The following is an 18,785-nucleotide window of genomic DNA, read 5'->3' as shown; positions in this document are numbered from 1 at the left end:
TATAAGGTGTAACGAACTTTTATCTAAACTTCTATTTTCCATGAAGGAGCAATTAGATGCGTAAATTGAATAGATATGTTTTATGCTTAATTTGGCTATGTGTTTTTCTTCTACCAATAAATCAGGTCCAAGCTTCTGGGGCGAATGAAACAGGAGGGACAGGGGCAGCTTTTTCTGTTGAAGCTATCTATCCTGAGAATCAGCAAAAAGGAGAAAGTGGCTATTATGATTTAAAAGTAACACCTGGTAGTCAGCAAGTGATAAAGGCAAAAGTAAAGAATTATTCTGATTATCCTATAGAAGTTTTTATTGAAGTAACGAGAGGTACAACGAGTGATGGAGGCGTCATAAGCTACAAAGAATTTGATAAAAAAAAAGATAGCACCATGCTAACTGATATAAAAGATCTTGTTCAAGTGAAGGAGCCAACAGTTAAATTAGAGGCAAAAGAGACTAAAGAAATTATCGCTGAAATAAATGTACCTGAAGTACCATATGAAGGACAGGTATTAGGCGGACTTCATTTCTCAGAAAAGTATCAAAAAAACGAAAAAGATAAAGATAAAGCTGTGATAAATACTTTTTCATACAGTCTTCCAATAGTAGTAACAGAATCAAACACAAAAGCCGAAAATAAACTAGAATTGATCAAAGTAGAGGCTGGACAACGTAATTTTCATAACTTTATAGAAGCTGTACTACAAAATCAAGCACCTAGTATTATTCATAAAATGACGATTGACAGTAAAGTTATTTCTAAAAAAACGAATAAAGTGATGTATACCAGAAAAGAAGATGCTTTTCAGATGGCGCCAAATTCGACTGTAAAGTTTGGTTTTGATATGAAAGACACAGAAATGATTGCTGGAAAATACGAAGCATTAATTAAAGTGACGGCAGATGAAAAGAACTATGAATTAAAAAAAGAGTTCACTATTTCTGAAAAAGAAGCAAATAAATTTAATGATGAATCAGTATATTTACAAAATGATGATAAAAATTTAGTTTTATGGTTAGCTCTAGGGATGGGGAGTATTTTGATCGCTGTCGTTTTAGTTGCCATTATTTTGAGAAAGCGAAAGAAAAAGAGGCGCAAAAAGAAAAAAAAGAACGTTAACCAACTAAACACAAATAAAAAAAATAAGTCTAAGGGAAAAACAATATGACGAACACTTTTTTAGCGATCATTTTCTTTTAAAGAACATTGTATAAAAAAAGAGTATGTAGAGTTAAATAAATATCTGATTATTTATTTTATATATGTTTTCCTCTGAACTAAATGTAAATTTTATTAAACTATTTACATGGTATTTTTTTAGTGGTACAATCTCGATGGGGTAAACATAAAAAAAAAAAGGATGGAAAAAAATGATTTTGAATATGAAAAAAAGAATTTCATTAATTGGTTGTATTTTAATTGCTTGTTTCACAGTAACTATCGTAAATTCAAGTATTGCTTTAGCAGAAGAGGAAAATCCATTAAGTAGAGCGGATGCAAAATTGGTTCATGGAGTATACACAGAGTACTTTAAAAGAGAAGGAATTAATTATATTCCAGTAGCGAGTCAATACGAAAACAAAAATTTAGATTATAGTTGTAATACAAATAGAGAACCCTATCCAGGCATCAAGCCTAGTAATGGCTTTAGAGTGAGCGAGACTGCTTATATGAAGGTAAGTGGTACAGGAACTTATATGTTTTCAACAAGTTCTTCTGGTAATGTTCAGGTATATATAAATGATGTGCTGGTTCAACCAACATATCCTTATGTTTCCTTGCAAGATGGTCAAATTGTAAAGATAAAAGTTATTAGCTCCTTCCCTACTTCAGCTTCAAGTAATGCTGGACAATACAGAACAGATCTTTATTGGAAATCACCAGCTAACGGGCTTAATTCTCCTGTTCAGCGTATTCCACAAGAGTTACTTTACACAACACCTGATTTATTAGGGGTTGATGTAGTTGTTCCTGATAAATTAGTACATGGAGTTTTTACAGAATATGAAAAACGTCAAGGTCAAACTATTAGCTTTATTCCTGTTGCTAGTCAATTTGAAGATAGTACACTTGATTTCAGTTGTCAGTATAATGAACAACCTTATCCAGGTATTGATCCAGCATCTGGATTCCAAGTTAAAAAGACAGCCTATATTAAGTTAACTGATACTGGTAATTATAGATTCGCTTCTAGTGGCTCAATAATTCCTCAAGTTTATATTAATGATGTCCTTGTTCAAGAGACATATCCTATGTATCTGCAAGCTGGACAGATCATTAAAGTTAAGGTCGTTGCACCATTTTACGGACCATCTCAAGTTTCACCCACTAGATATAGTTACGATTTAAGATGGTCAACGCCATCTAGCCCGGTTCCGTATAAATTAATTCCTCAAGAATTACTATACACAACTCCAGACTTAAACGGTGTTTAAAAGAAATAAATAACAAGCTGTTTACCCCTATTTTGAACCTATAAATTAGTATACACATTATTATTAATTTATAGAAAAGTACTATTAATAATTTAAAAAAATCCCAAAACTAAATATTTCGTCTCTAAATAGTTTTAGTTACTAAGTGATAAACGACAAGAGTGCGAAATGTTTTCAGAGTTTTGGGAAATTTTTTATTATAAAAAAATCCAAAAAATGTTTTTAAGGAAGGTGGATAAAATGAAAAAAAATAAACGAATAAATGTATTTATAGCTTTAATTATTTTTCTATGTGTGTTTGCTTCTGGGACATCTGCGATGGCAAAAGAGACAGTCAGTAAAGCAGAAGGAACAGCTTCTATTAGTGGTGTCTTGTTTGAAGATTTAAATGTAAATGGTAAACAAGAAGCTAACGAGGCGGGAATTGAAGGAATTACAGTAAAATTATTAGATGATTCTAGTGCAGAAATTACTAAAACCATAACTAATAAAGAAGGTAAATACACTTTTGATAAGCTTCCTGCCAATATGTATAGCTTAAAAATAGATTACCCAACTGGATACATCAAAGTTACTGAAGGAGATATAAAATTTGATGCAGAAGGATTCTCCAGTTTTTTTGAACTAGATGATGGAGAAACATATACTGGTGCTTGGATGGGGTTTAATTCTGCTGGTGCCTCTATAGCAGGAACAATTTTCAATGATGAAAATAAAAGTGGTATCAAAGATGCAACAGAAAAAGGAATAGCAGGGATAGAATTAGGCCTTTATTTAATCGGAAGTTCAACACTTGTCCAAACAGTTAAATCAGATGTAGATGGAAACTATTTGTTTTCAAAAATCGAGCCAGATAAAACATATGAGATCAAACCGATTTCGATTCCCTCTCAATATGAGGTAATTAAAAATAGTAACTTTGATCAGAATGGAAAAAGTATACAATTTGATTTAAAATCTCAGGACAAGAAAAAAAATATTAACTTAGCGTTATTTGAGAATATTCCTGTATCAGATATCAAAGTGGAACCTAAAGAGTTAATTCAGTTTGTAGGAGATACAGGTAAATTAAAAGTCACGATTACTCCTAATAATGCGACAGATAAAGAAGTGACCTTCACCAGTGCTGATCCAAGTATTATGACAGTAGATAAAGAGGGGAACTGGGCAGCAAAAGCTATTGGCAATACGGTCATTACGGTAACAACGAAAAACGGGAAAACAGATTTTGTAAGAGTCACAGTTAAGGAAATACCTGTTGACGGTATTTCTGTGGAGCCAAAAGTATTAGACCAATATGTGGGAGATACAGGGAAATTAAAGGTCACGATTACTCCTGATAATGCCACAAATAAAAATGTAACCTATACTGTTGTAGATCCCTCTATAATGACCATAGATAAGGATGGTAATTGGGAAGCAAAAGCACCTGGCAGCACAATGATTATCGTGACTACCTCAAATGGTAAATTAGCGACTGTGCAAGTAACGGTTAGAGAAAAAGAAGTATTGCCAGAAAGTATTACAGTAGAACCTAAAGTGTTGGATCAATTTGTAGGAGATACAGGTAAACTTAAAGTGACTTTCCAACCTAGTAATACAACGGTTAAGGATGTGACTTTTACCAGCGCTGATCCATCTATTATGACAGTAGACAAAGATGGTAACTGGGAAGCAAAAGCGCCAGGGAAAACGGTAATTATAGTAATGACACCTAATGGCAAAATGAGTATGGTCAATGTAACGGTAAGAGAAAGAGAGATCCCTGTAGATGGACTTACTGTAGAACCATCTGTATTAGACCAATATGTAGGAGACACCGGTTCACTAAAAGTGACAATTACGCCTAGCAACGCTACAAATAAAAATGTGACCTTCATCAGTGCGAATCCAGAGATCATGACAGTAGATAAAGAGGGGAATTGGGTAGCAAAAGCAGTGGGCAAAACAACAATCACAGTAACCGCGTCAAATGGCAAAACAGCTATTGTACAAGTAACGGTAAGAGAAAGAGAGATCCCTGTAGATGGACTCACTGTAGAACCATCTGTATTAGACCAATATGTAGGAGACACCGGTTCACTAAAAGTGACAATTACGCCTAGCAACGCTACAAATAAAAATGTGACCTTCATCAGTGCGAATCCAGAGATCATGACAGTAGATAAAGAGGGGAATTGGGTAGCAAAAGCAGTGGGCAAAACAACAATCACAGTAACCGCGTCAAATGGCAAAACAGCTATTGTACAAGTAACGGTAAGAGAAAGAGAGATCCCTGTAGATGGACTCACTGTAGAACCATCTGTATTAGACCAATATGTAGGAGACACCGGTTCACTAAAAGTGACAATTACGCCTAGCAACGCTACAAATAAAAATGTGACCTTCATCAGTGCGAATCCAGAGATCATGACAGTAGATAAAGAGGGGAATTGGGTAGCAAAAGCAGTGGGAGAAACAACAATCACAGTAACAGCGTCAAATGGTAAAACAGCCATTGTAAAAGTAACTGTTCGGAAGAAACAAGGGGTTGGTGCAACTTTCTATGATTTTCCAAAATATTTAGGTTATTTCATAGAAAAAGGCATAGGAACAGCAACAAACTTTGACGATGATTATAATAATGTAGAACCCTATCCAGGTTTGGGCACTGATTATTATAAGGTTAAAAAAGTAGGATATGTAACAGTTAAAGATACAGGCATGTACACCTTCTCAATTGAAGTGGATGATAATGGTTCAGTTTACCTAGATGATGAAAAAATTATTGATCGAGATAATATCATTGGAGGAGCCTTATCTAATTTCCGCCATTTAAAAGCCGGACAAACAATTAAAATTACAACTGAGCATTACAATAAAGAAGCACCCGTTTCATATTTCCATTTAAAATGGCAAACACCGAGTAATCCATACTCTCCTAAAGCGATCCCAGATTCGGAAATAACAATGGATTAACGAGTGATTTGTATTGTGTTTGAACTAAAATAATAAATCGATTTAATCAAATTTAAGTTAAAGAAACAATCGTTTAATTGAGATAGTGTTTAAAACTAAAACGTATCGTTGTTTATAACAAGTTACTTACAAAAGTGTAAGTAACTTGTTATTCCTTTCTATGGTAGGTCAGTTGGAAAAAGGCTAGACTAGCGAAGTAGAGAAAGGGAGAGATAACGATGTTACAAGTAGAAAATTTATCTAAAACGTATGGACAAGAAATTAAATATGAAGCCTTAAAAGGCTTGAATTTAACCGTTAATGATAGTGAATTTATTGGGATCATGGGGCCTTCCGGAAGTGGAAAAAGTACCTTTTTGAACCTGTTGGCAACAATCGATCAGCCAACAGATGGACAGATTTTAATGAATGGAAAAGATCCAAATCAGTTGAATCAAGAAGAAATCGCTAAATTCAGACGTAGAGAGTTAGGTTTTATTTTTCAAAGTTTTAATTTAATGCCAACCTTAACAGTAGAAGAAAATATTATTTTGCCGCTAACATTGGATGGTGAAAAAATTTCAGTCATGAAAATGCAACTCAATCTTTTAGCTAAACGTTTAGGAATTGCAAGTTTGTTAAAAAAACGAATCGCAGAAATTTCTGGTGGTCAAGCCCAACGTGTCGCTGTAGCCCGGGCAATGATTCATCAACCACAACTATTATTAGCGGATGAACCTACAGGGAATTTAGATACAAAATCGTCAAAAGATGTAATGCAGTTATTGCAACAATTAAACGAAGAAGAAAAAGCAACGATTTTAATGGTTACTCACGATCCTCTAGCAGCAAGTTATTGCAAGCGAATCGTGTTTATCAAAGATGGTGAGTTGATCGATGAGATTCATCACAATGGAAATCAAAAGATGTTTTACGATGAAATCATGGTGAAATTATCCGAGATTGAAGGTGTCGATAATGAGTTTTAGTCAATTTGTTATTCGAAATACCTTACGAAATAAGCATCTTTATATGGCTTATTTTTTAAGTACATTATTTTCAGTTATGGTATTTTTCACGTTTACGGTTTTTGCATTTCATCCAGCATTGGCTAATGGACTAAATGAAAAAGCTAAATTGGGGATGTTTGCAGCGGCTATTATTATATACGCTTTTGCATTTTTCTTTGTTCTTTACTCGATGGATGTTTTTATCCAGTCAAGAAAAAGAGAATTTGGTCTGCTGATGATTCAAGGAATGAGTCCGAAGCAACTGAAAAAAATGGTTTTTATTGAGAACTTAGTCATCGGATTTTTTGCTACGATTGTTGGAAGTATTGCTGGAATTGGTTTTTCACAAGTGATTTTATGGTTAAGTAATAAATTGATGCATGTCAAATTTGGATTTTATTTTCCAGCACAGGCGCTTGTTTTAACCGTTCTTTCTTTTGCCGTTCTGTTTTTAGCTATTTCGTTTTTCATTCAGTTCCGTCTGCCAAAGTTGAGCTTACAGGAACTGCTAAAGGCAGGAGATCTCGGAAAAGGTAAGATCAAAAGCTCGCGTGTTAAAACAATTTTAGCCCTGTTATTGATTGGTATAGGGTATGCAATTGCGTTGCTAGTCAAAGGGATGCTAGTACCCGTGGTCATGATTCCGGTTATTTTCTTAGTTGTTACCGGTACACGTTTTTTATTCAATCAGCTAAGTGTTTCAGTTATTGAAGGGTTTAAAAAGAAAGAAACTATTTTTTGGAAAAAAACGAATATGGTGGTTTTTTCTGATTTAGCTTTCCGCATGAAGGATAATGCACGCTCATTTTTCTTGGTATCAATTATTTCAACTGTGGCTTTTGCTGCCATTGGGACATTGTATGGGTTTCAAAATATGATTTTAGAAAGTATGAAGCAAAATCCATATGAGTTTGAAATCTCAGGAACAGCTGAAGAAACTGCATCAATAAAACAGAACTTTACTCAATTATTAGCAGAAAAAGGAATTCATGTAGAAGAAGGAGAGCTAACGACTTATATAGATGCGGAGCAAGCTCATTTTATTAAAGAATCTGAGTATAATCGTCTTGCTGAATTAATTAATAAGCCAACGATTCAAACGCAAGGTAAAGCTGTACAATTAGTATCAAACAATGGTATAGATGGAAAAGAAGCAGCTATAAATGAAGTGAAAATGCCTGATGGAGCTTCGCTAGCGGTGAGTAAAAAAGAAAAAACAACCGTTGTTTCTACCTATGGAACAACGTTGGTTGTGCCAGATGCGACTAATTTACAAAACATGGAAAGTATAACAACGACTGTTTGGCAACCTAAAAATGCAAGCTATGAAGAGTTGGTTTCAATCGGTCAATTCCAAGAAAAAAATATACCGTTTATGGCAAAAAGTTATACACAACAATCGATTACTGACATGTATGCGCCCATTTTACTTGTTGGAATCTTTATCGGGATCGTCTTCTTTGTCTCAGCTGGAAGTTTCTTATATTTCAGATTATACAGTGATATGGATGTCGATGTAGAGAAATTCAAGATGATTTACAAGATGGGATTGGCAAAAAAAGAATTAAAGAAAATGATTTATCAGCAAGTAGGAATCTTGTTCTTTACACCAATCATTGTTTCTGTGATTCATGGGGCAGTTGCTCTTACTGCAATGTATCATATGTTTGATCAAGGGATGCAGTTAGCAGGTTGGCAAGTATTAGGCGTGTTTGTAATCATTCAAATCGTTTACTACCTGATTGCTCGTGTATTTTATTTCAAAAAAGTTTACCGTCTAGTTCAAGCATAAAAAAAGAAGGGCTGATATAGAGATTGTATCAGCTCTTCTTTTATCAATTAATTTTCTACAATACCCTGATCATCGATCCTACCGGAAATTTCAACATCATTTTCAGCGTAAAAAGATAAAGGCGTATTATCAGTTGTAGGCGATTTTACAGCTTTTAGTATATCTTTTTTGAACTGATTTATTCCCTCATCTGTTGTTGTATCATATAAAACAACGGCATGACCTAAATCAAATGATAGAGAATCAAAATGTTTATTTTGGATTTGAATAACTCGCTTTTTCAGTGCTTTAGCATAACCTAATTCATAATAGATATTTGGATCGTGACTTGATAAATCAGTAATAATCAAGTCAGCCTTTTCTATATTATCATGAACCTTTTGCTCAGTTTGAGGGTGATCATCGCTCAAACCAATTTTTGCAAGCTCAAATCCTAGGTGATTTTTAGCAAAAGTATCTTCAATATAACCAAAAAGTAAATCAGTGTGACCTTTAAAATTACTGGCATTTTCATTGATAGGGCTTGCGAAAAAACATACGTTAGTTTTCATAAAAAAACCTCTTTTCTTTACCTACAATTATAGCAACGAAAAGAGAGCGAAACAAACAATAAGACCGATTGCTGCTGAAAGGGAAATCAAGGGAATAAGAAATGTCTAATTCTACTGACTAACCTAGATAACATATAGACAAATCGGGTTCAATAAGTTATAGTATGAAGCGAATGTTTAGAAGAAATGAGGAAGAAAACTAGTGGAAAAAGCATCCATTTATGGTTTAACAAAAGAAGAACTGATCGCATGGTTCATCGAACATGACGAGAGAAAGTTCCGGGCCACTCAAGTATGGGAATGGCTTTATATCAAACGTGTCATGGCATTTAGCGACATGACCAATTTATCAAAAGATGTCATTGAATTATTAGAAGAAAACTTTATTATCAATCCATTGCGCCAAGTGATCATCCAAGAAGCAAAAGATGGTACAGTGAAATATCTTTTTGAGTTACCAGATAAAAATATGATCGAAACAGTCTTGATGCGTCAAGAATATGGGATGTCTGTTTGTGTGACAACGCAAGTCGGTTGTAATATCGGCTGTACCTTCTGTGCAAGTGGTTTACTTAAAAAGCAACGTGACTTAACTGCCGGTGAAATCGTCGCTCAAATCATGCTCGTACAACATTATTTTGATGAACGTGGTGAAGGTGAACGTGAACGTGTAAGTCATATTGTGGTGATGGGAATCGGTGAGCCGTTTGATAACTACGATAATTTAATGAATTTCCTACATACGATCAATGATCCAAAAGGGTTGGCAATTGGCGCTCGCCATATTACTGTGTCAACAAGTGGCTTAGTTCCTAAAATCAAAGAGTTTGCTAATAATGGACTGCAAGTTAACTTAGCAATTTCTCTACATGCACCAAATAATGATGTTCGAACTTCGATCATGCGTATCAACCGCAGTTTCCCGATTGAAAAATTAATGGAGGCTGTTGATGAGTATTTGGAAAAAACGAATCGTCGAATCACGTTTGAATATATCATGTTAAGTCATGTGAATGATCTTCCAGAACATGCGCAACAATTAGCAGATCTATTGAAGGACAAGAAGAAATTAACTTTTGTTAACTTGATTCCTTACAATCCAGTTAGTGAACATGATCAATATAGTCGTAGTGAAAAAGCAGATGTGTTGAAATTCTATGATATTTTAAAGAAAAATGGCGTCAACTGTGTGATCAGAAAAGAATATGGCACAGATATCGATGCGGCTTGCGGACAATTGAGAAGTAAGCAAATCAAAAAAGAAAAGAAAAGAGTTTAACTCTAAAAAATCCCTGATAAAACCAAACTGGTTTTATCAGGGATTTTTTATTCTTCATTTGAAATAGTAAACCCGTAATCAATAATATGTTCTTTCAAATAGCGTAAATATTCTTCTCCCATTGGTGATAAAGACATCTGAACAGGATGGATCCAACCAATTTCCATCGTTTCGTCAACTTCCAGAGGCAGTGCAACGATATTTTCATCATTTAATTCTCGACTTAATACACCCGAACTAATCGTATAACCATCTAATCCAATCAAAAAATTAAACAATGTCGCTCGATCACTAACCCTGATACTTTTCTTATGATAACGTGTACTTAAAATTTCTTCTGAAAAGTGAAAGGAATTAAATTGTCCTTGTTCAAATGAAAGATAAGGAAAATCTTCTAGATCTGCTAAAGTTACGGATTGCTTCCCAACTAAGGGGTTCTTTTTACTGACAAAAACATGTGGATGAGCCGTAAACAAGGAATGAAAAATCAGCTGTTTTTCTTTTAATAATTTACGAATCACTTTTTCATTAAATGTGTTCAGGTATAAAATCCCTAACTCACTTTGAAAGGTACTGACGTCTTCGATGATATTGTTTGTTTGTGTTTCACGGAAGGTAAATTCATATTCATTTTTTTCATAAGATTTGATTAATTGAACAAACGCATGAACAGCAAAAGCATAATGTTGTGCAGAAACAGAAAATAGTCTGCGGCGAGTCTCTACACCTTTGTATTTTTCTTCCATCAAATCGACTTGCTCCAAAATTTGGCGGGCATAGGACAAAAACTCAGTTCCTTCTGTGGTAAGAACCATTCCTTTTTGTGTCCGTTGAAAAATTTGAATATTCATTTCTTGCTCTAATTCTTTCACAGCAGTTGAAAGGCTTGGCTGAGTGATGAAGAGACGTTTGGCTGCTTCATTAACAGAACCTAATTCAACGATTTTTACGATGTAATCCAATTGTTTGATCCGCATGATCCAATCCTCCTCCTACTCATAGATGAAAGCATCGAGCTTATTTAACCGTGACAGCACGAAGTGTGTAATTTATTTTTAACTGAAGTATAGCATAAATAAAAATACTATGAAAAAAAGAACTGTTTTTCCATAGTACGATATCGAACTTTTAGATTTCAACCTGGATAACTTGTACACCTTGTTTCTCGATTTCTCGAATCACTTCAGGAGAAGCAAATGTATCTGTGATCAAATAATTGATATCTTTAATATTTCCACTGGTAAAATTAGACGAAAACCCAATTTTACGATAATCTGCGACGACAATCACTAAGCCATTTGTTCGTTCAATGATCAGCGAATTTATTTTAGATTCATGTAAGACTGGCGTAGTAATGCCGTTTTCAATACTAAGTCCAGAGCAGCCGATAATTGAAATATCAGAAGACATTTTTGAAAAAGAATCGATTGCAATGTCACCAACTAAAGCTTCTTTAGGAAAACGAATTTCGCCACCAGATAAAATAACAGTTGAATTTGGATTGTGATCTAGATTGGCGACCTTGACATTATTTGTGACAATGGTTACACGTTTGTTTTCTAGATTTTTTAAAGAGGAAAGCGCAGTTGACCCTGTATTGATAAATAAAGTATTTCCCTCTTTAACAAATTCGGCGGCTTTCTTTGCAATCGCATTTTTCAAGATTTCAATCTCTTCATTGTAATCTTCGATACCAGTTTTTGGAACGATTTGGGCTTTTCCATGGGCACGTTGAACTAACCCCATCTTTTCTAAGGCAATTAGATCACGACGGACAGTTATTTCTGAAACGTCGAGTTCATGGCTTATTTCTTTCACCAACAAACTTGTTTCTGTATTGAGTAATTCAAGTAGTTTGTCTCGACGATTTTTGATCGTTTGGTGAGAGCTTTTCATTTAAATTCCTCCTTTCTAAATCATTTGCGCAACTGCAAGTGTATTTCCAAGCGCTTTTGCTTCTTTTAATGAACGATGACCTTCCGATAGTTCATTTAGTTTAAGTAAACACTGTCCCTTTAGATACAACAGATAAGTTAATTCCCGGTTATTTAACCGGTTCTTATCAATCAAATCTAATTCGCTTAAACATTTTTTATTTCTATTTTGATGGAAATATCTCATTCCTGCAATTTCGTTCCATGAAAACAACCCACGCATTTGCTTCTTTTTAACATTTTTTAACTTAAACAAGCTTTCTAGACAACTATTTAAATTTTCTTCATCGTTTAAAAAAGAAAAGCAATACATTTGCGTATGATAATAGATGAAGAGGTAATCTAATGTAGAGTGAAAGAAATGCTGATTTTTATGTAAATGATCTAAACAAACGTGATAATTTCCTTCGTCTAACAAAAGTAAGCTGTCAAAAATAATAATAGACTGTTTGAAGCCATTAAACAAATCTTTTTTCTGTAAAGTTTCTTTTAGAGCAATGGCTTTTTTTAAGTCACAATCAACAGTCAAAGCATAAATCATTTTTTCGTAGATGGTTTTTAAGTACTCAAAAAGAATAACAACACTAAGTACGATACCACCTAAGCCGCCAAAAATCAGCTTTGCTCCGAGTTCTTGTGCGCTCGTGACTAGATAGAAAATATAGATAGCAAACAACAAATAAACGATCCATAAAAAGCTTTTTTTCCCAAAGTAGATACTTTTCCAAACGAAATTTTTCATATTCCTCACCTCATCGAAACTATATCATAAAAAAAGTTATATGAACATAAAAAAAGATGTTATGACCTATAAAAATATTATTAATCGTATAAACGTTCTTAAAATTATTAAATGATCGTATAAATAGATTGAAAACGGTTTAAAATATTGTAAAATGAAAAGTGTAATTGAGATAGAGACAATATGGAGGGATCATATGACAACAATTCATGATGTAACAAAAGAAAGCTGGGTTTTGAGTACTTTTCCTGAATGGGGGACGTATTTAAATGAGGAAATCGAACAAGAAGAAGTCAAAGTGGGAACTGTTTCTATGTGGTGGTTAGGTTGTACTGGAATTTGGTTGAAGTCACATGAGGGAACCAACATTTTATGTGATTTATGGTGTGGAACAGGGAAGAGATCTCATGGCAATGGCAAAATGAAAAAAGGGCATCAAATGATGCGGATGAGTGGATGCGAAAATATGCAGCCTAATCTGAGAACACAGCCTTTTGTCATCGATCCATTTGCAGTCAAAGAGGTTGATGCTTTGGTCGTTACCCATATCCATTCGGATCATTTAGATATCAATACGGCAGCAGCAGTTCATCAGAATTGCCCAAATGCACGTTTTATTGGACCTAAAGAAGTTGTTGAGACTTGGTTAAAGTGGGGGATTCCAGAAGCTAAAACAACGATTGTAAAACCTGGTGATCGTGTTTCGATCAAGGATGTAGATATTGTAGCATTAGAAGCTTTTGATAGAACGGCTTTAGTGACTTGTGAAGACCCAGAAGTGATACTTAAAGGGAAAATACCTCAAGATATGGATGAAATTGCAGTTAATTATTTATTTGAAACAAGCGGCGGCAATATTTATCATGCGGGCGATTCTCACTATTCAAATATGTTTGCCAAACACGGCAATGAACATAAAATCGATGTGTGTTTAGGGGCTTATGGAGAAAATCCTCGGGGAATTACGGACAAAGTGACCTCAGTCGATATGTTGCGTATGGCAGAATCGTTGAATGCTAAGGTTGTTATCCCTGTTCATTATGATATTTGGGCAAACTTTATGGCTGATCCAAAAGAAATTACAGAAATATGGAAATTTAAAAAAGATCGTTTGAACTATCAATTTAAACCGTTTATTTGGCAGGTTGGCGGGAAATTTACGTATCCAAATGATAAAGATAAACTTGAATTCAACTTCTATCGTGGATTTGATGATGTCTTTACTACAGACAATGATACACCGTTTCCATCATTTTTATAAGAAGGGAGAAAGTAGATGCTAAAGTATTTTTATGATAATGAGTTGATCCGTTTTTGTGAGAAAACACCTGATAATTGGGAAGAAGCGATTACTCTGAGTTGTCAGACCTTGCTAGAAAAAGATATCATCACGCAACAATATATAGATGAAATCATAGAATGTGTTCAAAAATATGGACCATATATCGTGATTGTCCCAGGTGTCGCTATGCCGCATTCTTCAGAAGATAGTCAGGGTGTTTTGGGAACAGCGATTTCATTCACAAAAATGAATCAAGATGTTGTTTTTGAAGAAGGGAATACAGACAAAAATGCATGTTTATTTTTCACATTAGCAGCTAAAAACAGTGAAGAGCATGTAGAAAATATTTCGAAATTATCAGAAATGTTGATGACTGATGGATTGATTGATGCATTGATGGCAATCAAGACAATGGAGGATTACAAAAAAGTGATGGCAACTTTTGATAGATAGAAAGAAGGGGAGTAAATGACACAAGTATTAGATTTTCTGATGGGGATTTGGGATTATTTCGCTGCAAATATTTTGACGCAACCAGCATTTTTAATTGGGTTTATAGTTCTATTAGGCTATGTTCTACTCAAAAAGCCCTTGTATGAAAGTATTGCCGGTTTTTTAAAAGCAACAGTTGGCTATTTGATTTTGACTGTTGGTTCAGGCGGTTTAGTTAATAATTTTCGGCCAATTCTAGTTGGTTTAAAAGAACGTTTCAATTTAGATGCGATGGTCATTGATCCTTATTTTGGGCAAAATGCTGTAACAGCAGGAATTGAAGAAACTTTTGGGCGGACATTTAGTGATACGATGATTTTATTATTGATTGCCTTTGTCATGAATATCTTATTGGTTCGTTTCAAAAAATATACAAAGTTGCGAGCGGTTTTTACAACGGGGAATGTTCAAATTCAACAAGCCGCCACAGCATTTTGGATTTTATTGTTTTGTTTTCCTAATTTAGGACAAATTCAAATATTGCTGATCATGGGACTTATTTTAGGCTGTTATTGGGCAGTTGGTTCAAACTTAACAGTTGATATCACGCAAGATTTGACTGAAGGCGCGGGCTTTGCAATTGCCCATCAACAGATGTTTGGTGTTTATATCTTTGCTCGACTAGCGGAAAAAATGAAAAAAGATAAAAATAATCGCAAACTGGAAGATGTACAATTGCCAGGTTTCTTGTCGATTTTCAATGAGAATATGGTTGCAACATCAATCTTGATGCTCTTTTTCTTTGGCATTATTTTAGTTGTATTAGGACCTGCTTATCTAATTGATGCAGGGTTCATGGTGGAAGGGCAAAGTTTCTTTTTCTATATTTTACAAACAGCATTATACTTTGCAGTTTTCCTAGCTATTTTGCAATTAGGGGTTCGAACCTTCGTTTCCGAGTTAACTGAGTCCTTCCAAGGAATATCGAATACCTTATTACCTGGTGCAGTCCCTGGGATTGATGTAGCTGCGACTTTTGGTTTTGGTTCACCAAATGCCGTGACGATTGGATTTTTGTTTGGTGCTTTAGGGCAGTTTATAACAATCGGGTTATTGATTCTATTTAAATCGCCAGTGATTGTTATTGCAGGATTCATTCCACTATTCTTTGATAATGCGGTGATTGCGGTTTACGCAAATAATCGTGGTGGATTTAAAGCAGCTTGCATTTTCCCATTTATTTCAGGTGTGATTCAAGTGTTAGGGTCTGCTTTGATAGCAGCATTTATCGGGTTATCACAGTACGGCGGCTATATTGGCATGTTTGATTGGGCAACCGTTTGGCCAGTAATGACGTTGTTAATGAAATATTTGGGTTATTTTGGTGTTGCTTTGGTGGTGATTATCCTGCTGGCAATTCCGCAATTACAGTATAGAGCCAATCCAGAAGGGTATTTCTTGATTGCTGAAGATTATGATGAATATGTGAAAAAAATGGCGGCCAAAGGTGCGTAACATTATCTAGCTGTGTTGGATTTGCTTCAATGTCATCAATTCCTAAGAGCTAATGCTTTAAGGAGTGAGGGTTTCGAGAAAAAGATAAAAAATAAATGGGACAAAGAACGTCTCGAGCATTTTTTCCTGTTTTTCTACGTGCCTACTATGTTTTCAAATTTAGGAGGAAATTAAAATGAGAGTATTAGTATCATGTGCAAATGGATCAGGAACAAGTTTAATGATGAAAAAGAGTGTTGAAAAGGCATTGAAAGAATTAGGATTTAATATTACCAATATTCACCATTGTGCAATTTCGGAAGGAAAAAGTACCGCAGGACAATACGATGTTGTATTTTGTCCAATGAATTTTCTAAATATGTTTGATGATGCTAAGAAAAAAGGGATCACAGTCGTCGGCGTAAAAAATGTCATGTCTGCTAAAGAAATCAGTGAACGTGTGCAAGAAACAGAGTTAGCTGCCAAATTTAAATAATTTAGTAGACCTAGTCAGGGTGGAAAAGCTGTCCATCCTGACGATTATGGATAAAGAGTAAGGAGAGAAGTAAATGAGTAGACCAAATTTACAGGTAGCATTAGACCATTCAGATTTACCTAGTGCAATCAAAGATGTGGTTTCAGTTGGTGAAATCGTGGATATCGTGGAAGTTGGAACGATTCTTTGCTTGCAAGCAGGGGCAGAAGCCGTTCGCTGTATTCGAGCATTGTATCCTGACAAAAAAGTAGTTGCAGATACAAAATGTGCTGATGCTGGCGGAACGGTGGCAAAAAACTGTCGTGATGCTGGGGCAGATTGGATGACAGTCATTTGTTGTGCAACGATTCCAACCATGAAAGCAGCAGCGAAAGAAGTTGAAGAAGTTCAAGTTGAATTATATGGAGACTGGACATACGAGCAGGCACAAAAATGGTTGGATGCGGGTATCTCCCAGGCGATTTATCATCAAAGCCGAGATGCACTTTTAGCAGGGGAAACTTGGGGAGAAAAAGATTTAGAAAAAGTAAAAAAATTGATTGAGATGGGTTTCAGAGTTTCAGTCACTGGCGGATTAGACGTGGAAACATTAAAATTATTCAAAGATCTTGATGTATATACGTTTATTACAGGTCGAGGTATTACAGCTTCTGCCAATCCTAAAAAAGCGGCACAGGATTTTCAAGATGAAATAAAACGAATTTGGGGGTAAAGTTGATGACTACATTAGGAATCTACGAGAAGGCACTTCCTAAAAACATTAGTTGGAAAGAGCGCCTATTACTTACAAAGAAGTTGGGATTTGATTTTATTGAAATGTCTATCGACGAAACCGATGAACGCCTCAAAAGATTAGACTGGACAAATGCAGAGCGTAAAGAAGTGAGAGAAGCAATCCATGAAACAGATATAAAGATACTATCAATCTGTTTAAGTGGACATCGGCGTTTTCCTTTTGGCTCTGAAGATCAAGAGAAACGAGTAGTTGCTCTGATGTTAATGGAAAAAGCTATAAATTTAGCCTCTGATTTGGGTGTACGCACGATTCAATTAGCAGGCTATGATGTCTATTATGAGACTAAAACTCTGACATCAAGGGAATATTTTATAGAAAATCTAAAAAAAGCGGTAGCACTAGCTGCCTCAAAGGAAATCGTTTTATCAATAGAAATCATGGATGATCCATTTATGAATTCTATCTCTAAATTTTTAAAGATCAAAGAACAAATTCGTTCGCCTTACTTACAAGTATATCCTGATCTCGGTAATTTATCAGCATGGCCAGAAAACGATGTTGGTTATGAGTTAGAAATCGGGATCGATCAGATTTCTGCGATTCATTTGAAAGATACCTTAGCTGTAACTGAACAGTTTGCCGGGAAATTTAAAGAAGTTCCATTTGGTGCCGGCTGTGTCGATTTTTTAGGTTGTCTTAAAACCTTGAAACGCTTGGAGTATGCTGGCCCATTTTTAATCGAAATGTGGAGTGAAAATAGCGAAACACCTGAAAAAGAAATAGAACAAGCAAAGGCATTTCTGTTCCCATATCTAAAGGAGGCCGGCTATATTGACAACTAAAGTATTGATCCAAGAGATGAAAGAACGAGTTTTTACTGCAAACTTAGCTCTGCCAGAGGCTGGTTTGGTCAAGCTCACATGGGGAAATGTCAGTGAAATCAATAGAGATTCAGGACTAATCGTTATCAAGCCAAGCGGCGTTCCTTATAGTACAATGAAAGCGTGCGATATGGTTGTGACTGACTTAAATGGTGAGGTATTGGAAGGGAAATTGAAGCCGTCTTCTGATTTAGCTACCCATGTTGAATTATACAAAGCATTCAAAGAAATTAATTCAGTGGTACATACACATTCAAAAAATGCAGTAATGTGGGCACAAGCTGGTCGAGAAATACCGGCATATGGTACCACTCACGCAGATACGTTTTATGGTGTTGTTCCTTGTACTCGTCAATTAACATCGAAAGAAGTTTCTTCAGCTTACGAACTTGAGACTGGAAACGTGATTGTAGAAACATTTAAGGAAAAAAATATTGATCCTTTAGCTGTTCCAGGGGTGTTAGTTTATGGGCACGGGCCTTTTACATGGGGACAAACGCCTCAAAAAGCTGTAGAAAATAGTATTGTTTTAGACGAGATAGCTGAGATGGCGGCAGTAACAGAAGTCGTAAATGATACAGTTCTGCCAATTCCACAATATCTTTTAGATAAGCATTATTTTAGAAAACATGGTGCAAATGCCTATTATGGACAAATTTAAAAATAAATTGGGTTCATTTAAACGTGCAGATAAGTCTGATAAAGACTTTATCTGCACGTTTTTGTGTTTTAATTTGTGAATCACTTGAATTTAAACTTAGAAAAGTTATACTAGAAAAATAACTT

17 protein-coding genes are annotated in these 18,785 nt (G+C 35.1%); 13 read left to right on the top strand and 4 right to left on the bottom strand.

The window, feature by feature from the left end; translation table 11 throughout:
- Positions 1–56: 56 nt before the first annotated feature.
- From BCR21_RS08815 to BCR21_RS08795, 5 genes are all read left to right on the top strand, one after another.
- Entirely contained in the window at positions 57–1,166 is a 1,110-nt protein-coding gene (locus BCR21_RS08815; protein ID WP_069646102.1) for a WxLIP family cell surface protein, read from the top strand.
- Between the two features lie 202 nt (positions 1,167–1,368).
- A complete protein-coding gene (locus tag BCR21_RS08810; RefSeq protein WP_069646101.1) occupies positions 1,369–2,433 on the top strand; it encodes a PA14 domain-containing protein in 1,065 nt (354 codons plus the stop codon).
- Between the two features lie 240 nt (positions 2,434–2,673).
- Positions 2,674–5,391 (top strand): Ig-like domain-containing protein, encoded by a 2,718-nt coding sequence (locus BCR21_RS08805; protein ID WP_167351772.1) that lies wholly within the window; start codon positions 2,674–2,676, stop codon positions 5,389–5,391.
- 218 nt (positions 5,392–5,609) lie between these two features.
- Positions 5,610–6,359 (top strand): ABC transporter ATP-binding protein, encoded by a 750-nt coding sequence (locus BCR21_RS08800; protein ID WP_069646099.1) that lies wholly within the window; start codon positions 5,610–5,612, stop codon positions 6,357–6,359.
- Positions 6,349–8,172 (top strand): FtsX-like permease family protein, encoded by a 1,824-nt coding sequence (locus BCR21_RS08795; protein ID WP_069646098.1) that lies wholly within the window; start codon positions 6,349–6,351, stop codon positions 8,170–8,172. The genes BCR21_RS08800 and BCR21_RS08795 overlap by 11 nt, the downstream gene beginning before the upstream one ends.
- 47 nt (positions 8,173–8,219) lie before the next feature.
- Here the strand turns inward: BCR21_RS08795 and BCR21_RS08790 are convergent, their stop codons facing one another.
- Positions 8,220–8,723, bottom strand: a complete 504-nt coding sequence (locus BCR21_RS08790) for a hypothetical protein (RefSeq protein WP_069646097.1) — start codon at positions 8,721–8,723, stop codon at positions 8,220–8,222.
- Positions 8,724–8,925: 202 nt separating this feature from the next.
- Between BCR21_RS08790 and rlmN the strand changes: the two genes are divergently transcribed.
- Entirely contained in the window at positions 8,926–10,002 is a 1,077-nt protein-coding gene (gene rlmN / locus BCR21_RS08785; RefSeq protein WP_069646096.1) for a dual-specificity RNA methyltransferase RlmN, read from the top strand.
- A 47-nt stretch (positions 10,003–10,049) separates the two neighbouring features.
- Here the strand turns inward: rlmN and BCR21_RS08780 are convergent, their stop codons facing one another.
- The 3 genes from BCR21_RS08780 to BCR21_RS08770 form a co-directional block, all read right to left on the bottom strand.
- Positions 10,050–10,979, bottom strand: coding sequence for a LysR family transcriptional regulator (locus tag BCR21_RS08780; RefSeq protein WP_069646095.1), 930 nt, complete (start codon positions 10,977–10,979; stop codon positions 10,050–10,052).
- Positions 10,980–11,130: 151 nt separating this feature from the next.
- Positions 11,131–11,898 (bottom strand): DeoR/GlpR family DNA-binding transcription regulator, encoded by a 768-nt coding sequence (locus tag BCR21_RS08775; protein WP_069646094.1) that lies wholly within the window; start codon positions 11,896–11,898, stop codon positions 11,131–11,133.
- 15 nt (positions 11,899–11,913) lie between these two features.
- Positions 11,914–12,678: a hypothetical protein gene (locus tag BCR21_RS08770; RefSeq protein ID WP_069646093.1), complete on the bottom strand. Its 765-nt coding sequence runs from the start codon at positions 12,676–12,678 to the stop codon at positions 11,914–11,916.
- A gap of 196 nt (positions 12,679–12,874) precedes the next feature.
- Between BCR21_RS08770 and ulaG the strand changes: the two genes are divergently transcribed.
- The 7 genes from ulaG (at position 12,875) to BCR21_RS08735 (ending at position 18,660) form a co-directional block, all read left to right on the top strand.
- Entirely contained in the window at positions 12,875–13,939 is a 1,065-nt protein-coding gene (gene ulaG / locus BCR21_RS08765) for an L-ascorbate 6-phosphate lactonase (RefSeq protein WP_069646092.1), read from the top strand.
- A 15-nt stretch (positions 13,940–13,954) separates the two neighbouring features.
- Entirely contained in the window at positions 13,955–14,413 is a 459-nt protein-coding gene (locus BCR21_RS08760; RefSeq protein WP_069646091.1) for a PTS sugar transporter subunit IIA, read from the top strand.
- A 15-nt stretch (positions 14,414–14,428) separates the two neighbouring features.
- Positions 14,429–15,907 (top strand): PTS ascorbate transporter subunit IIC, encoded by a 1,479-nt coding sequence (locus BCR21_RS08755; RefSeq protein WP_069646090.1) that lies wholly within the window; start codon positions 14,429–14,431, stop codon positions 15,905–15,907.
- A gap of 175 nt (positions 15,908–16,082) precedes the next feature.
- A complete protein-coding gene (locus tag BCR21_RS08750) occupies positions 16,083–16,382 on the top strand; it encodes a PTS sugar transporter subunit IIB (RefSeq protein WP_010764215.1) in 300 nt (99 codons plus the stop codon).
- Positions 16,383–16,455: 73 nt separating this feature from the next.
- Positions 16,456–17,094: a 3-keto-L-gulonate-6-phosphate decarboxylase UlaD gene (locus tag BCR21_RS08745; protein WP_069646089.1), complete on the top strand. Its 639-nt coding sequence runs from the start codon at positions 16,456–16,458 to the stop codon at positions 17,092–17,094.
- Positions 17,095–17,099: 5 nt separating this feature from the next.
- Complete coding sequence (locus tag BCR21_RS08740; protein ID WP_069646088.1) at positions 17,100–17,960, top strand: L-ribulose-5-phosphate 3-epimerase; 861 nt, start codon at positions 17,100–17,102, stop codon at positions 17,958–17,960.
- Positions 17,950–18,660, top strand: coding sequence for an L-ribulose-5-phosphate 4-epimerase (locus BCR21_RS08735; protein ID WP_139125639.1), 711 nt, complete (start codon positions 17,950–17,952; stop codon positions 18,658–18,660). The genes BCR21_RS08740 and BCR21_RS08735 overlap by 11 nt, the downstream gene beginning before the upstream one ends.
- Positions 18,661–18,785 lie beyond the last annotated feature (125 nt).

Origin of the sequence: Enterococcus ureasiticus, from assembly GCF_001730285.1 — a bacterium.
GTDB lineage: Bacteria > Bacillota > Bacilli > Lactobacillales > Enterococcaceae > Enterococcus_L > Enterococcus_L ureasiticus.
Note: the sequence above shows the minus strand (reverse complement) of the source record. Positions and strands in the feature narration are given on the sequence as shown.

Excerpts from the sequence above, each read along its gene's own strand:
- BCR21_RS08815 (WP_069646102.1), top strand. The coding sequence starts at position 57 with ATGCGTAAATTGAATAGATATGTTTTATGCTTAATTTGGCTATGTGTT.
- BCR21_RS08810 (WP_069646101.1), top strand. The coding sequence starts at position 1,369 with ATGATTTTGAATATGAAAAAAAGAATTTCATTAATTGGTTGTATTTTA.
- BCR21_RS08805 (WP_167351772.1), top strand. The coding sequence starts at position 2,674 with ATGAAAAAAAATAAACGAATAAATGTATTTATAGCTTTAATTATTTTT.
- BCR21_RS08800 (WP_069646099.1), top strand. The coding sequence starts at position 5,610 with ATGTTACAAGTAGAAAATTTATCTAAAACGTATGGACAAGAAATTAAA.
- BCR21_RS08795 (WP_069646098.1), top strand. The coding sequence starts at position 6,349 with ATGAGTTTTAGTCAATTTGTTATTCGAAATACCTTACGAAATAAGCAT.
- BCR21_RS08790 (WP_069646097.1), bottom strand. The coding sequence starts at position 8,723 with ATGAAAACTAACGTATGTTTTTTCGCAAGCCCTATCAATGAAAATGCC.
- BCR21_RS08780 (WP_069646095.1), bottom strand. The coding sequence starts at position 10,979 with ATGCGGATCAAACAATTGGATTACATCGTAAAAATCGTTGAATTAGGT.
- BCR21_RS08775 (WP_069646094.1), bottom strand. The coding sequence starts at position 11,898 with ATGAAAAGCTCTCACCAAACGATCAAAAATCGTCGAGACAAACTACTT.
- BCR21_RS08770 (WP_069646093.1), bottom strand. The coding sequence starts at position 12,678 with ATGAAAAATTTCGTTTGGAAAAGTATCTACTTTGGGAAAAAAAGCTTT.
- ulaG (WP_069646092.1), top strand. The coding sequence starts at position 12,875 with ATGACAACAATTCATGATGTAACAAAAGAAAGCTGGGTTTTGAGTACT.
- BCR21_RS08760 (WP_069646091.1), top strand. The coding sequence starts at position 13,955 with ATGCTAAAGTATTTTTATGATAATGAGTTGATCCGTTTTTGTGAGAAA.
- BCR21_RS08755 (WP_069646090.1), top strand. The coding sequence starts at position 14,429 with ATGACACAAGTATTAGATTTTCTGATGGGGATTTGGGATTATTTCGCT.
- BCR21_RS08750 (WP_010764215.1), top strand. The coding sequence starts at position 16,083 with ATGAGAGTATTAGTATCATGTGCAAATGGATCAGGAACAAGTTTAATG.
- BCR21_RS08745 (WP_069646089.1), top strand. The coding sequence starts at position 16,456 with ATGAGTAGACCAAATTTACAGGTAGCATTAGACCATTCAGATTTACCT.
- BCR21_RS08740 (WP_069646088.1), top strand. The coding sequence starts at position 17,100 with ATGACTACATTAGGAATCTACGAGAAGGCACTTCCTAAAAACATTAGT.